Source organism: Pseudarthrobacter sp. NamE5 (assembly GCF_005796225.1).
In the GTDB taxonomy this organism is placed as follows: domain Bacteria; phylum Actinomycetota; class Actinomycetes; order Actinomycetales; family Micrococcaceae; genus Arthrobacter.
Window position 1 is genome coordinate 22,667 of sequence record NZ_VAHO01000009.1, and the last position, 13,141, is coordinate 35,807.

Genomic DNA, 13,141 nt, shown 5'->3' on the forward strand with positions numbered 1-13,141 from the left:
ATGAGGGTGTGCTTCCGCTCCTCGATTCAGCCGGCGCTGATCGACGAATACCGCCGGCGGCACGCTGCCGTATGGCCAGAGATGCTCCGTGCGCTCAAGGACGCCGGCTGGCACAACTACTCCCTGTTCCTGGCGGAGGATGGCCTCCTGGTGGGCTACGTGGAATGCGACGACTTCGATGCCGTCCGCGCACGGATGGCGCTGACCGAGGTCAACGCCCGCTGGCAGGCGGAAATGGCAACGCTTTTCGAGAACACCGGCCAGGCTCCCGACGAAGGGTTCCAGGTCCTCGAGGAAGTCTTCAATCTCGACAGCCAGCTTGCGGCGGCGGGTTCCTCCACCTCCTAGCACCGGCGGACTGCCAAACATCGGGCTCCAGCAGCGGGGCGGCGCTTATCAGACCAACAGCATCACAAGACACCGGAAAGAACCATCATGAATGACGTAGCAACGGCGCTGGGCAGGCTCGAGGAGCTTGCAATTGAGGTCCCTTCGTGGGCTTATGGAAATTCCGGTACGCGGTTCAAGGTGTTCGGTACGCCGGGCACCCCGCGTACCGTGCAGGAAAAGCTGGCGGACGCCGCCAAGGTCCACGAGCTGACCGGCCTGGCCCCCACCGTCGCCCTGCACATTCCGTGGGACACAGTGGATGACTACGCTGCCCTCAAGGAGTACGCGGCAGGACTGGGCGTTGGACTGGGAACCATCAACTCCAACACTTTCCAGGATGACGAGTACAAGTTCGGCTCGCTGACCTCATCCAATGAGGCCGTGCGCCGCCGTGCCGTCGATCACCACCTGGACTGCATTGAGATCATGCACGCCACCGGTTCCAGGGACCTGAAGATCTGGCTGGCTGACGGCACCAACTACCCGGGCCAGGATGATATCCGCGGCCGCCAGGACCGTCTGGCAGAGTCGCTGCAGGAGATCTATGCCGCCCTGGGCGATGAGCAGCGCCTGGTGCTCGAGTACAAGTTCTTCGAGCCGGCTTTTTACCACACCGATGTGCCGGACTGGGGCACCTCCTACGCCCAGACCCTGGCCCTTGGCGAGAAGGCGTTTGTCTGCCTGGACACCGGCCACCACGCCCCGGGCACCAACATCGAGTTCATCGTGATGCAGCTGCTGCGCCTGGGCAAGCTGGGGTCCTTTGACTTCAACTCCCGCTTCTACGCCGACGACGACCTCATTGTGGGTGCCGCGGATCCGTTCCAGCTCTTCCGCATCATGCACGAGGTCATCCGTGGCGGTGGCTACGGCAAGGACTCCGGCGTTGCGCTGATGCTGGACCAGTGCCACAACCTGGAGGAGAAGATTCCGGGCCAGATCCGCTCGGTCCTCAACGTCCAGGAAATGACCGCCCGCGCCCTGCTGGTGGACACCGCGGCCCTGAACGAGGCCCAGCGCGCCGGGGATGTCCTGGCCGCGAACGGCATCTTCAACGATGCCTTCTACACCGACGTCCGGCCTGTCCTGGCCGAGTGGCGTGAATCCCGCGGCCTGCCCGCGGACCCGCTGGCCGCCTTTGAGGCCAGCGGGTACCAGAAGAAGATTAACGAGGACCGCGTGGGCGGCCAGCAAGCCGGATGGGGCGCCTGATAGCTATGACGAACAAGACTGTTGAAGACCTGATTTCCCGTTCCAACCGCCTCGGCGCAGACAAGCGGAACACCAACTTCGCCGGCGGCAACACCTCCGCCAAAGGCACCGAAAAGGATCCGGTGACCGGCGAGGACGTGCAGCTGCTGTGGGTCAAGGGCTCCGGCGGGGACCTGGGCACCCTTAAGGCGGAAAACCTGGCCGTCCTGCGGCTGGACCGCCTGAACGCGCTGAAGAACGTCTACCCCGGCGTCGAGCGCGAAGACGAGATGGTGGCCGCGTTCGATTACTGCCTGCACGGCAAGGGCGGTGCCGCCCCCTCGATCGATACCGCCATGCACGGCCTCGTGGACGCCGCGCACGTGGACCACCTTCACCCGGACTCCGGCATTGCCATTGCCACCGCAGTTGATGGCGAGGCGCTGACCACCAAGATCTTCGGCAACAAGGTGGTCTGGGTTCCCTGGCGCCGTCCCGGGTTCCAGCTGGGCCTGGACATCGCCGCGATCAAGGAAGCCAATCCGCAGGCCATCGGCACCATCCTCGGCGGGCACGGCATCACCGCCTGGGGCGCCACCAGCGAAGAAGCCGAGCAGAACTCGCTGTGGATCATCGAACAGGCCGAAAAATACATCAAGGACAACGGCAAAGCCGAACCCTTCGGCCCGAAGCTGCCCGGCTACGCAGTCCTCCCGGAAAACGAGCGCCGCGCCAAAGCTGCAGCCCTGGCACCCGTGATCCGCGGCCTGGCGTCGACGGACAAGCCGCAGCTGGGGCACTTCAGCGATGACGCCGTCGTCGTGGACTTCCTCGAAGCCGCCGAGCACCCGCGCCTCGGCGCACTGGGCACGTCCTGTCCGGACCACTTCCTGCGCACCAAGGTCAAGCCGCTGATCCTGGACCTGCCCGCCGATGCGTCCATCGAGGACTCGATCGCCCGGCTGCACGAGCTTCACGCCGACTACCGCGAGGACTACCAGGCCTACTATGACCGCCACGCGGACGAGGACAGCCCGGCGCTGCGCGGCGCTGATCCGGCCATTGTGCTGGTCCCCGGCGTCGGCATGTTCTCCTTTGGTGCCAACAAGCAGACCGCCCGTGTTGCCGGCGAGTTCTACATCAACGCCATCAACGTGATGCGCGGTGCCGAGGCGATCTCCACCTACGCCCCGATCGAGGAATCCGAGAAGTTCCGGATCGAGTACTGGGCGCTGGAGGAAGCCAAGCTGGCCCGGATGCCCAAGCCGAAGTCGCACGCCACACGGATCGCGCTCGTGACCGGTGCGGCGTCGGGAATCGGCAAGGCCATTGCCACCCGCCTCGCCGCGGAAGGGGCCTGCGTGGTCATCGCCGACCTGAACCTGGAGAACGCGGAGAAGGTGGCCGAAGAGCTCGGCGGCCCGGACATCGCCATCGGTGTCCAGGCTGACGTGACGAACGAGGCCCAGGTCGCGGCCGCGATCGACGCCGCAGTCCTGGCGTTCGGTGGCGTGGACCTGGTGGTCAACAACGCCGGCCTGTCCATCTCAAAGCCGCTGCTGGAAACCACCGAGAAGGACTGGGACCTGCAGCACAACGTCATGGCCAAGGGCTCATTCCTGGTGGCCAAGGCCGCGGCGAAGGTCATGATCGCCCAGGGCCTGGGCGGGGATATCATCTACATCTCCTCGAAAAACTCCGTGTTCGCCGGACCGAACAACATCGCCTACTCCGCCACGAAAGCAGACCAGGCCCACCAGGTCCGCCTCCTCGCTGCGGAACTTGGTGAGCACGGCATCCGCGTCAACGGCATCAACCCCGACGGCGTGGTCCGCGGCTCCGGCATCTTCGCCGGCGGCTGGGGCGCCAAGCGCGCCGCCGTGTACGGCGTGGACGAGGAGAAACTGGGCGAGTACTACGCCCAGCGCACCCTGCTCAAGCGCGAAGTCCTGCCCGAGCACGTGGCCAACGCCGCCGCCGTCCTCACCAGCAACGAACTGTCCCACACCACCGGCCTGCACATCCCCGTGGACGCCGGAGTGGCCGCAGCCTTCCTGCGATGACCGCTCAGCAGAACAGGAAAACCGCCCCGGCCGAGGCCGGGGCGGTTTCCGCCGCTCCCGCTTCCCGCGTTTTTGCCGCGGTGGATATCGGTGCTTCCTCCGGCCGCGTCATCCTGGGCAGACTCGCCGAAGGCGCTGTTGAACTCGAGGTGGTGCACCGGTTCCCGAACGGCGTGGTGGAGATCGACGGCGGACTCCGCTGGGACTTCGACGCGCTGTTCGCCGAGGTGCTCAAGGGCCTGACCGCTGCGGCGACAGTCGCCGCGGTGCAGGGCGAGCAGGTGGCAAGCATCGGTATCGACACCTGGGCCGTGGACTACGGGCTGGTGGACGCTGACGGAAAGCTCACAGCCCAGCCCTACAGCTACCGTGACGACCGCAGCCGTGCCGCCGTCGAACCCGTCCATAGGAAACTGGATCCGGCCCGCCTGTACGCCACCACGGGGCTGCAGTTCCTGCAGTTCAACACCCTTTACCAGCTGGCCACGGAACCGGACCTGGCCGGGCTGCAGGCACTGCTGATTCCGGACCTGATCGCGTTCCAGCTCACCGGCCGGCGCCGGACCGAGGCCACCAATGCCTCCACCACGGGGCTGTTTGACGCGGTGGCGGGGGAGTGGGCCGCCGAATTCCTCACCGCCCTTGGCCTGCCCAAGGACCTGTTCCCGCCGCTGGTCCAGCCCGGTGAAACCGTTGGGACCCTCCTGCCCGGAATTGCCGCGCAGGTGGGCCTGGCACAGGACACACCGGTGGTGGCCGTGGGCTCGCACGACACTGCCTCGGCTGTCGCCGCAGTCCCCGCCCAGGAGGAAAACTTCGCGTACATCTCATCCGGCACCTGGTCCCTGGTAGGACTTGAGCTGAAGCACCCGGTCCTCACCGAGGCCAGCCGGGAGGCGAACTTCACCAATGAGCGGGGCGTGGACGGCACTATCCGCTACCTGAAGAACATGGGCGGGCTGTGGCTGCTGAGCGAATGCCAACGGACTTGGGCCCAGGAGGGTTTCAGGCCCGAGCTCACGGCGCTGCTGACCGCCGCCGCTGCGCTGCCGCCCGGAGGTCCGCATATCAACCCTGACGATCCGTACTTCATCGCTCCGGACAACATGCCGGAGCGGATCCGGGCGGCGGTCCGCCGCGTGGGCGATGTGCTGCCGGACGATCCGGCCGCCATCACCAGGTGCATCATGGACAGCCTCGCCACGGGCTACGGCCGTACCATCCGGGACGCCGAGCGGCTGGCCGACCGGTCGGTGGACGTGGTGCATGTGGTGGGCGGCGGCTCGCAGAACAGGCTGCTGTGCCAGCTGACCGCGGATATAGCGGGCAGGAAAGTGGTGGCAGGCCCAGTGGAAGCCACAGCCCTGGGCAACATCCTGGTGCAGGCGCGCGCCGCGGGCTCTGTCACGGGTGGACTCGCGGAACTGCGGGAACTGGTGGTGCGCAGCCATGACCTGCAGGTCTTTGTGCCTGAACTCTCACGGCTGTAGCTGTTGATCAATGCATGGGCCGCACTGTCCCTATCCGCCTGCCGGCCCTAACATTTGGACCCATGGCTGCTGAACACCTCCTTGCCTACGACGCCCCTGCCGCCCAGTGGCTCGAAGCGCTGCCGCTTGGAAACGGCAGGCTCGGCGCCATGGTTTTCGGGGCCGGCCAGGCGGACGGGGGAGTGGAACACCGGTTCCAGCTCAACGATTCGTCCGCCTGGTCCGGGTCCCCGTGCAGCCAGGGCCGCGAGCCCGTCTTCAACCGGGGGGATGCGGACCGGATCCTGGATGAAAGCCGCCGCCGGATCAGCGCCGGTGACTTTGCGGGAGCCAGCGAAGCCCTCAGGGGCCTGCAGCACCGGCACTCCCAGGCGTACCTTCCGTTCGCCGACCTGTACCTTGCGGCATCGCTGACTTCGACGGCGGCAGCAGCAGACGGAACCGGAGCCGGGGAACTGACTGCAGGGCCGGGCTCCCAGTATCACCGCGGCCTGGACCTGGCCCGCGCCCTTGCCACCAACAGCTACCGCCTGGAGGGCCATGCTGTGCGGGCAGATGCCTTCATCAGCCACGACCCTTCCGTGCTGGTGATCTCGCTGCGGACCGAGGCGCCGGGCGGCCTTGACCTTGCACTGCGTCTGGACTCGCCCCTGGGCGTCCTGCGCCGGTCGGCCGTGGGTGGATTCTTTTCGCTCGAACTGAAGCTGCCCTCGGACGCCGCCCCCTCCCACGACGGCGGCCGGGTGGAGTACTCGGAGGACGATGCCCTCAGCCTGCAGGGCGCGGTGGCGGTTTCCTGGGAACACGACGGGCAGGCCCGTCCCAATGCAGGGTACGACGACGGCCTGGCCGCCACGGGCGTGAGGCGCGCCGACATTTACGTCACCACCGAAACCACCTTCGCGGGGCTGGCCCGGCAGCCCCAAGGGACGGCCGCCACAGCTGCCGCCGCCGCACGCTCAGTCCTGGACCATGCCATGGCTGCCGGCACGCGTACACTGCAGGCACAGCACGAGGACACCCACTCGCGGCTCTACCAGGCCGCCCGTATTGAGCTGGACGTGCCGGCCTGGAAGGGCGCAGACACGGGACGGCGCCTGCTTGAGGCCAACGTGCACCCCGCCGGTCCGCTGGCTGCCGATGCCGGATTGGCAGCCCTGCTCTTCAACTACGGCCGGTACCTGCTGATCTCGAGCTCCAGGCCGGGGCCCTCAGGTTTCAGCCAGGGAACCGCCAGTCAGGGGAGCGCCTGGCGGGGAGTGCCGGCCAACCTGCAGGGCATCTGGAATGCAGAGCTGCCGGCGCCCTGGAGCTCCAACTACACCACCAACATCAACCTGCAGATGAACTACTGGGGTGCGGAGCCCGCAGGCCTGGCGGAGTGTGTGAAACCCCTTTTTGCCCTTATTGAGGCGATGCAGGTGACCGGAGCCGTCGTGGCGCGGGAGTATTACGGCGCCCGCGGCTGGACGGTGCACCACAACTCGGATCTCTGGGCCTACGCCAAGCCGGTGGGCCACGGATTCCATTCGCCGGAGTGGAGCTATTGGCCCATGGCGGGCCTCTGGCTTGTCCGGCATCTGTGGGAGCACCTCCAGTTCGGTGCTGCTTCCAAGGAGTTTGCCCGCGACATGGCATGGCCGGCCATCCGAGGTGCCGTCGAATTCGCGCTTGACCTGCTGGTGGAATTCCCGGACGGCTCGCTGGGAACCTGCCCCTCCACCTCTCCGGAGAACACCTTCGCCGCAGTAGACCCGGCCTCTGGGCAGCGTACCCAGGCAGCCGCTGCCGAGTCCTCCACGCTGGACCTCACCCTCATCGCCGATGCCTTCAGGATGCTCGACACCTTGGCCCGGCAGCTTGGCCTGGACGCTGATCCGGTGGCCACTGCAGCCAGGCGGGCACTGCCCCGGATTCCTGTCCCAACACCGGGACGGGACGGGAAGCTCCGCGAATGGCTGGCGGATCCGGAGGAGTGGGAACCCGGGCACCGGCACCTCAGCCACCTTTACCTCGCCTACCCCGGAGATACTCCCTTGTCTGCTGAGCTGGAGGCCGCAGTCCATGCCAGCCTTGACGGGCGTGGCGACGAAGCCACGGGGTGGTCGCTGGCCTGGAAGATCCTGCTCCGGGCGCGGCTTCGCCAGGCCGCCAAGGTCAGCGACCTGCTCCGGCTCTACTTCCGGGACATGAGTACAGACCGCGGCGGGCAGAGCGGAGGACTGTACCCGAACCTGTTCGGCGCCCATCCGCCATTCCAGATCGATGGAAACCTGGGGTTCGTAGCGGGCCTCACGGAGTGCCTGGTCCAGAGCCACCGCAGCGGAAGCGGGCTCCGGGAGATAGAACTGTTGCCCGCCCTGCCCGCCGAACTGCCCAGCGGCCGGGCAGAGGGGCTCCGCGCACGGCCCGGTGTGGAACTTGACCTGCGGTGGCAGCACGGGCGGCTCATTCAGGCAACCCTGTCCGCCAGCGAGCAGCTGAAGGTCCTGGTCCGGCACGGGGCGGCCGTCGAGGAAGCCACGATCAGGCCCGGACAGGCAACAATCCTCAACGTTTCCCCTTCCGGTGCCTTGCGCCTGGACACCCCTGGCCCCACCCAACACCGCCCATCGCAGCGCGCCTACTGACAGGACATGGATAACAATGCCGCTCTTTGACCTTCCACTCGAACAGCTCCGCACCTACACGTCGGATGTGACGCCCCCGGCGGACCTGCGCGCCTTCTGGGATGCGACAATTCGGGAGGCCAGGGCTTTCCCGCTTCGGGCAACCTTTGAACCGGTGGAGAACTACCTTTCGGTAATTGACACTTTCGATGTCACCTTTTCCGGTTACGGCGGAGCCCCCGTCAAAGGCTGGCTGCATCTCCCCGCCCACCGGGAAGCGGAGGCCAACCTGCCGGTGGTAGTCCAGTACGTGGGCTACTCCGGCGGCCGCGGGCTGGTCAACCAGGACACCCGCTGGGCACAGGCGGGCTACGCGCACTTCGTCATGGACACGCGGGGCCAGGGATACGGCGGCACCCTGGGCGAGACGCCCGACCCGCATCCGTCCGCAGGAGGGGTAGCCCACGCCGGCCTGATGACCAGGGGCATCGCAAACCGCGAGGACTACTACTACCGCCGGGTGTACGTGGACGCCTTTCGCGCCGTGGAAGCCGCGCAGTCGCATCCCAACGTCGACCCCGCCAAAGTGGTGCTAGCGGGCGTCAGCCAGGGCGGCGGAATTGCCGTGGCAGCCGCGGGGCTGGTGGCAGGAAGGCTCGACGGCGTCATCGCCGCCCTGCCGGACGTCCCGTTCCTGCAGGATTTCCCGCGTGCCATCGATATCACCCCGCGCGGCCCCTACCCGGAAATCGCCCAGTTCCTGGCCCGCCACCGGGACCGGTACGGGGCAATGCTCGCGGTCCTCCGCTACTTCGACGGAGTCAACCTGGCCCGTTGGGCAACTGCGCCGGCGCTCTACTCGGCTGCCCAGATGGACGACATCTGCCCGCCCTCCACCGTCTTCGCCAGCTTCAATGCCTACGGGGCCGGGACCGCAGGTTTGTCAGGCAACGGCCCCGCCAAGGACATCGAGGTCTACAGGTTCAACAACCACGAGGGCGGCCAGGAACACCAGTGGATCCAGCAACTGCTGTTTCTGCGCAAAATTTTGGGGTAAGTTTCCTCCTGCGGGCCGAGAAAACGGTTTCCCGGCTCGGGCAGGAACAAGGAAGCAATGAAGAAACTCAGCAGGCTCAGCGTCTTCGGCTACGGCGCCGGAGATGCCGCCAACAGCATGATCATCAGTACCGGGAACATGTTCCTGCTTGTCTACTACACAGATGTTGCTGGAATCGGGGCAGCAGCGGCCGGCACACTGCTGCTGCTGGCCCGGGTGTTCAACGCCTTCACGGACGTTGCCGCCGGCCGGATCGTAGACCGCCTCCACAGCCGCCGCTGGGGCAAGTTCCGCCCCTTCCTGATGTTCGGCTTCGTTCCACTGCTGCTGAGCGTGGCGGTGTTCCACGTCCCGGACGTGGACCCGTCCCTGAAACTGCTCTATGCGTACTGCACCTACGGCCTGGTATGCGTCGCCTACAGCATGGTCAACGTGCCTTACGGCTGCCTCGTGGGCGCCATGACCCAGGACGCCAAGGAACGTGCACGGCTCGGCGGCGCGCGCACCATCGGCGGGCTGTCGGTGGGAGCCACCCTTGGCTTCTTCATCGCCCCGCTCCTGGGCGCTGGGCAGGACATGCAACAGATCTTCACCTGGCTGACCCTTGCTTTCGCGGTGCTGGGTTCAGCCCTCTACTTCCTCACCGGGGTGGTCTGTGTTGAGCAGGTGCCCGGCGGCATCCCAAAGATCACGTTCAGGCAGAGCGTCGCAGCCCTGAAAGCCAACTCCCCGCTGGTGATCCTGTGCGTCAGTTCTGTCCTGTTCGTCACCGGAACGTCCGCCACCGGCGCAGCGCAGTTCTACTACCTCCGGGACGTCCTGTCCCGCGTTGACCTTTTCCCCGTCATGGCCGGCGCGCAGGTGGTCATCACCCTTATCTTGGCCGTCCTCATCCCGCGTCCAGTGGCACGCTGGGGCAAACGGGCGGTGTACTGTGCGGGGGCCAGCCTTGGCGGGGCCGGCGGAGTGCTGGTCTTCCTTGCCCCGGCGGACGCGCCCCTGGTTGGCCTGGCCGGCCTGCTGCTGGGGCTCCTTGCGTCGGCATCCGTCAGTATCGTTACGTGGGCGCTCATTGCGGACACCGTGGAGTACGGCGAGTGGAAAACCGGGGTCCGTGTGCAGGGGATCAATTACGCGCTCCTGGCCGCCACCAGGAAGCTGGGCATGGGGTTCGGCGCCGGCCTGGTGGCCTTTTCACTTGCCTGGGGCGGCTACGCATCCGGGGTGCCGGAGCAGTCCGGCTCTGCCACGCTCGCCATCCGGGCTGCTGCCGGCCTGCTGCCCGGCGTCCTGGTGCTGGCAGCTGTCGGAATCATGCACTGGTACCGCCTGACTGACCAGAAGCATGCGGAGCTGGTGGCGCGGCTGACCCGGGAGGCGGCGTAACAGTTTTGCCATGCGGGGATGCTCCCGCTATGGTTCAAGGCATGACTAACCGTTGGTATGCGTATTTTCCGTTGGCTCTGGAGGGGCCCGCGTTTAACTGACACGCATCCAACTTTCCTTCAGAGCCAACAGGGCAGAGATCACTCTCTGCCCTTCGCCGTTTCTCCGGCGGGTTCTGATCCGGGCCCGCTTCCCATCTGGAACAGGACCCACACCATGAGCACCGCAACAGCCCCCGCAAGCACCACCGCCGGCACCAAAGCCGCAAAGTCGACGTCGAACCTGCGCGTCAGCGAATTCACGGCGCTGCCCACACCGTCCGAACTCATCGCGGAACTGCCGCTGGATGCCCGGGTGGCAGGCGTCGTCGAACGGGGCCGCGACGAAGTCCGGGCTGTCATGGACGGCGTGGACGACCGCCTCCTGGTGATCGTTGGCCCCTGCTCCATCCATGACCCCGAAGCGGGGCTGGAGTACGCCCGCCGCCTGGTCAGCCAGGCCGAGAAACACCGGGAAGACCTGCTGATCGTCATGCGGACCTACTTCGAAAAGCCGCGCACCACCGTGGGCTGGAAGGGCCTGATCAATGATCCGCGGCTGGACGGCAGCCATGACATGGTGACCGGCCTCCGCACCGCCCGGCACTTCCTGCAGCAGGTCACCGTGCTGGGGCTGCCCACCGCCACGGAGTTCCTCGAACCAATCAGCCCCCAGTACATGGCGGACCTGATCTCCTGGGGCGCCATTGGTGCCCGCACCACCGAGAGCCAGATCCACCGCCAGCTCGCCTCCGGCCTCTCCATGCCCATCGGCTTCAAGAACGGCACCGACGGGGACCTCCAGGTGGCCATCGACGCCTGCGGTGCGGCCGCTGCGGCCCAGGCCTTCCTCGGAATCGACGGCGACGGCCGGGCAGCACTCGTGGCCACCGCCGGAAACCCTGACACACACGTCATCCTGCGGGGCGGACGGAAGGGGCCGAACTACTCAGCGGCCGACGTCGAGGCTGCCTCGGCCAAGCTGGCTGGTAAGCAGCTGAACCCGCGCCTCATTGTCGATGCCAGCCACGCCAACAGCGGCAAGAGCCACCACCGCCAGGCTGAAGTGGCACTGGAGATCGGGGCGCAACTGGAAGACGGCGGCGCCTCCGCCCAGGCTATTGCCGGCGTCATGCTCGAAAGCTTCCTGGTGGGCGGCGCCCAGAACCTCGACGTCGCCGCACATGCCGCGGGAGAGTCGGAGCTGGTGTACGGGCAAAGCGTCACTGACGCCTGCATGGACTGGGACGTTTCCGTCTCCGTGCTGGACCAACTCGCCGCCAGTGCACGCAAGCGGAGGGAAGCGAATTAGGGGTTCCCGCTACTTTCACTTCTGCCACAGGAACATCTAGAGTATCTAGATAGGTGGTTGGTGGATGGCTCAGCATCGGAACACCGCATTGGCACGTACCTGGGGTGACTGTTGTCCATCCGTCAGCAAAGGAATATAGGGAAATGTCGGCAGAACAGAACTTCTCCAACGCGAAGTTCCTTACCGTGGCTGAAGTTGCCCAGGTCATGCGCGTCTCCAAGATGACCGTGTACCGGCTGGTCCACTCCGGTGAGATGCCGGCAGTGCGGTTCGGCCGCTCCTACCGGGTACCGGAGCAGGCCGTGGAGCAGTACCTCAAGGGTGCCGTGGTGGACGGCCACACGGAGACCGCCTGACAAGCCTGTCCTGAGCGGCCTCCGGGAAGCGGTACCCTGTTAAGGAACGTTTTACGTCATTGTAAGAATCTGTCAGTTGTTCAGTTCGTAGCCTCGTCCACGAACCACTTCCATCAGACAGGTACTGCATCTAGTTTGGTAAGGAACTTTCGTGGGTTCAGTTATTAAGAAGCGTCGCAAGCGTATGGCCAAGAAGAAGCACCGCAAGCTGCTTCGCAAGACCCGTCACCAGCGCCGCAACAAGAAGTAGAGATATTTCGGACAGCGTAGAAATGCCCGCCGCCTTCCAGCGGCGGGCATTTCTGTTTCCAGCCCCCAACTAGGTAGCAGCAGATGTCGTTATGGGGGCTCATAACGACATCTGCTGCTACCTAGATGCGGGGGCCGCGGATGCGGGCGAAGCCTTTCCACAGCCCGTAGACGGCGCCGCCGGCCGTCGCCGCCTTGAGCCCGAACGTGGCTGCCCGGCGTCCTGCCCGGAAGTCGTAGACGGGCCAGTTGTGGTCCCGCGCATGGCGGCGCAGGCGGGAATCCGGATTGATGGCCACCGGGTGGCCCACCAGGGACAGCAGCGGGATGTCATTGTAGGAGTCGCTGTAGGCCCAGCAGCGCTTGAGGTCCAGGTCTTCGGCCTCCGCGATGCCCTGGACAGCCACTGCCTTGGCGGAGCCGTGCAGGATGTCCCCGACCAGCCGGCCCGTGTACATCCCGTCGGAGATTTCGCCCACCGTGCCCAGGGCCCCGGTGAGTCCCAGCCTGGTGGAGATCACTGTGGCCACCTCGATGGGGGTGGCGGTCACCAGCCATACCCGCCGCCCCACCCGCAGGTGCTGCTCGGCGAGGGCCTTGGCGCCGGGCCAGATCCTGGAGGCAATCATTTCGTCGTACACTTCTTCACCCAGGGCCTTGATGTCCTCAACGGTGATGCCGGCGGCCAGGGTCAGGGCGGAGTCGCGGACTGCATGGACGTCGTCCATGTTCTCCCCGCGGGCCATGAACTTGAGCTGCTTCCATGCAAAGCCGGCCGCCTGGGCCATGGTGAACGCGCCGCGCTGGTGCATCTTGCGTGCGACGTGGAAGAGGCTGGCACCGCGCATCAGGGTGTTGTCCACATCGAAGAACGCCGCCTCGCCGGGCTGCGGCGCAGCAACCGGCTTGGTGACTACGGCGACGTATTTCTCCTCGGGCATGAACTTGAGTCTAGTCAATCCACTATGCATTCCCTTGCGCTGCTGCACCCCAGCGTCGC

General features: G+C 66.1%; 11 protein-coding genes. 10 read left to right on the top strand and 1 reads right to left on the bottom strand.

What is annotated here, in order from left to right:
* The 10 genes from FDW84_RS11935 (at window position 1) to FDW84_RS11980 (ending at window position 12,142) form a co-directional block, all read left to right on the top strand.
* Complete coding sequence (locus FDW84_RS11935; RefSeq protein WP_138609729.1) at window positions 1-348, top strand: L-rhamnose mutarotase; 348 nt, start codon at window positions 1-3, stop codon at window positions 346-348.
* A gap of 87 nt (window positions 349-435) precedes the next feature.
* Window positions 436-1,602, top strand: coding sequence for an L-rhamnose isomerase (rhaI, locus tag FDW84_RS11940; RefSeq protein ID WP_138609731.1), 1,167 nt, complete (start codon window positions 436-438; stop codon window positions 1,600-1,602).
* Window positions 1,603-1,607: 5 nt separating this feature from the next.
* Window positions 1,608-3,644 carry a bifunctional aldolase/short-chain dehydrogenase gene (locus FDW84_RS11945; RefSeq protein ID WP_138609733.1) on the top strand — a complete coding sequence of 679 codons (2,037 nt, stop codon included), beginning with the start codon at window positions 1,608-1,610 and terminating at the stop codon, window positions 3,642-3,644.
* Window positions 3,641-5,134 (top strand): rhamnulokinase, encoded by a 1,494-nt coding sequence (locus tag FDW84_RS11950; RefSeq protein ID WP_138609735.1) that lies wholly within the window; start codon window positions 3,641-3,643, stop codon window positions 5,132-5,134. The genes FDW84_RS11945 and FDW84_RS11950 overlap by 4 nt, the downstream gene beginning before the upstream one ends.
* Window positions 5,135-5,196: 62 nt before the next feature.
* Window positions 5,197-7,764: a glycosyl hydrolase family 95 catalytic domain-containing protein gene (locus tag FDW84_RS11955; RefSeq protein ID WP_171046766.1), complete on the top strand. Its 2,568-nt coding sequence runs from the start codon at window positions 5,197-5,199 to the stop codon at window positions 7,762-7,764.
* Window positions 7,765-7,780: 16 nt separating this feature from the next.
* The gene (locus FDW84_RS11960; protein ID WP_138609740.1) at window positions 7,781-8,800 is read left to right on the top strand and encodes an acetylxylan esterase; all 1,020 of its coding nucleotides are present in this window, start codon (window positions 7,781-7,783) and stop codon (window positions 8,798-8,800) included.
* 57 nt (window positions 8,801-8,857) lie between these two features.
* Window positions 8,858-10,186: a glycoside-pentoside-hexuronide (GPH):cation symporter gene (locus FDW84_RS11965; protein ID WP_138609742.1), complete on the top strand. Its 1,329-nt coding sequence runs from the start codon at window positions 8,858-8,860 to the stop codon at window positions 10,184-10,186.
* A 216-nt stretch (window positions 10,187-10,402) separates the two neighbouring features.
* On the top strand, window positions 10,403-11,536 hold the full coding sequence (locus tag FDW84_RS11970; protein WP_138609744.1) for a 3-deoxy-7-phosphoheptulonate synthase: 1,134 nt from the start codon (window positions 10,403-10,405) through the stop codon (window positions 11,534-11,536).
* Window positions 11,537-11,679: 143 nt separating this feature from the next.
* A complete protein-coding gene (locus tag FDW84_RS11975) occupies window positions 11,680-11,892 on the top strand; it encodes a helix-turn-helix domain-containing protein (RefSeq protein WP_066278759.1) in 213 nt (70 codons plus the stop codon).
* Window positions 11,893-12,043: 151 nt separating this feature from the next.
* Window positions 12,044-12,142 carry a 30S ribosomal protein bS22 gene (locus tag FDW84_RS11980; protein ID WP_003792170.1) on the top strand — a complete coding sequence of 33 codons (99 nt, stop codon included), beginning with the start codon at window positions 12,044-12,046 and terminating at the stop codon, window positions 12,140-12,142.
* Window positions 12,143-12,263: 121 nt separating this feature from the next.
* Here FDW84_RS11980 and FDW84_RS11985 read toward each other — a convergent pair whose 3' ends face one another.
* Window positions 12,264-13,082: an HAD family hydrolase gene (locus FDW84_RS11985; protein WP_138609746.1), complete on the bottom strand. Its 819-nt coding sequence runs from the start codon at window positions 13,080-13,082 to the stop codon at window positions 12,264-12,266.
* Window positions 13,083-13,141 lie beyond the last annotated feature (59 nt).

Coding starts and splice junctions, on each gene's coding strand:
- FDW84_RS11935 (WP_138609729.1), top strand. CDS start 1: ATGAGGGTGTGCTTCCGCTCCTCGATTCAGCCGGCGCTGATCGACGAA.
- FDW84_RS11960 (WP_138609740.1), top strand. CDS start 7,781: ATGCCGCTCTTTGACCTTCCACTCGAACAGCTCCGCACCTACACGTCG.
- rhaI (WP_138609731.1), top strand. CDS start 436: ATGAATGACGTAGCAACGGCGCTGGGCAGGCTCGAGGAGCTTGCAATT.
- FDW84_RS11985 (WP_138609746.1), bottom strand. CDS start 13,082: ATGCCCGAGGAGAAATACGTCGCCGTAGTCACCAAGCCGGTTGCTGCG.
- FDW84_RS11975 (WP_066278759.1), top strand. CDS start 11,680: ATGTCGGCAGAACAGAACTTCTCCAACGCGAAGTTCCTTACCGTGGCT.
- FDW84_RS11970 (WP_138609744.1), top strand. CDS start 10,403: ATGAGCACCGCAACAGCCCCCGCAAGCACCACCGCCGGCACCAAAGCC.
- FDW84_RS11950 (WP_138609735.1), top strand. CDS start 3,641: ATGACCGCTCAGCAGAACAGGAAAACCGCCCCGGCCGAGGCCGGGGCG.
- FDW84_RS11945 (WP_138609733.1), top strand. CDS start 1,608: ATGACGAACAAGACTGTTGAAGACCTGATTTCCCGTTCCAACCGCCTC.
- FDW84_RS11955 (WP_171046766.1), top strand. CDS start 5,197: ATGGCTGCTGAACACCTCCTTGCCTACGACGCCCCTGCCGCCCAGTGG.
- FDW84_RS11965 (WP_138609742.1), top strand. CDS start 8,858: ATGAAGAAACTCAGCAGGCTCAGCGTCTTCGGCTACGGCGCCGGAGAT.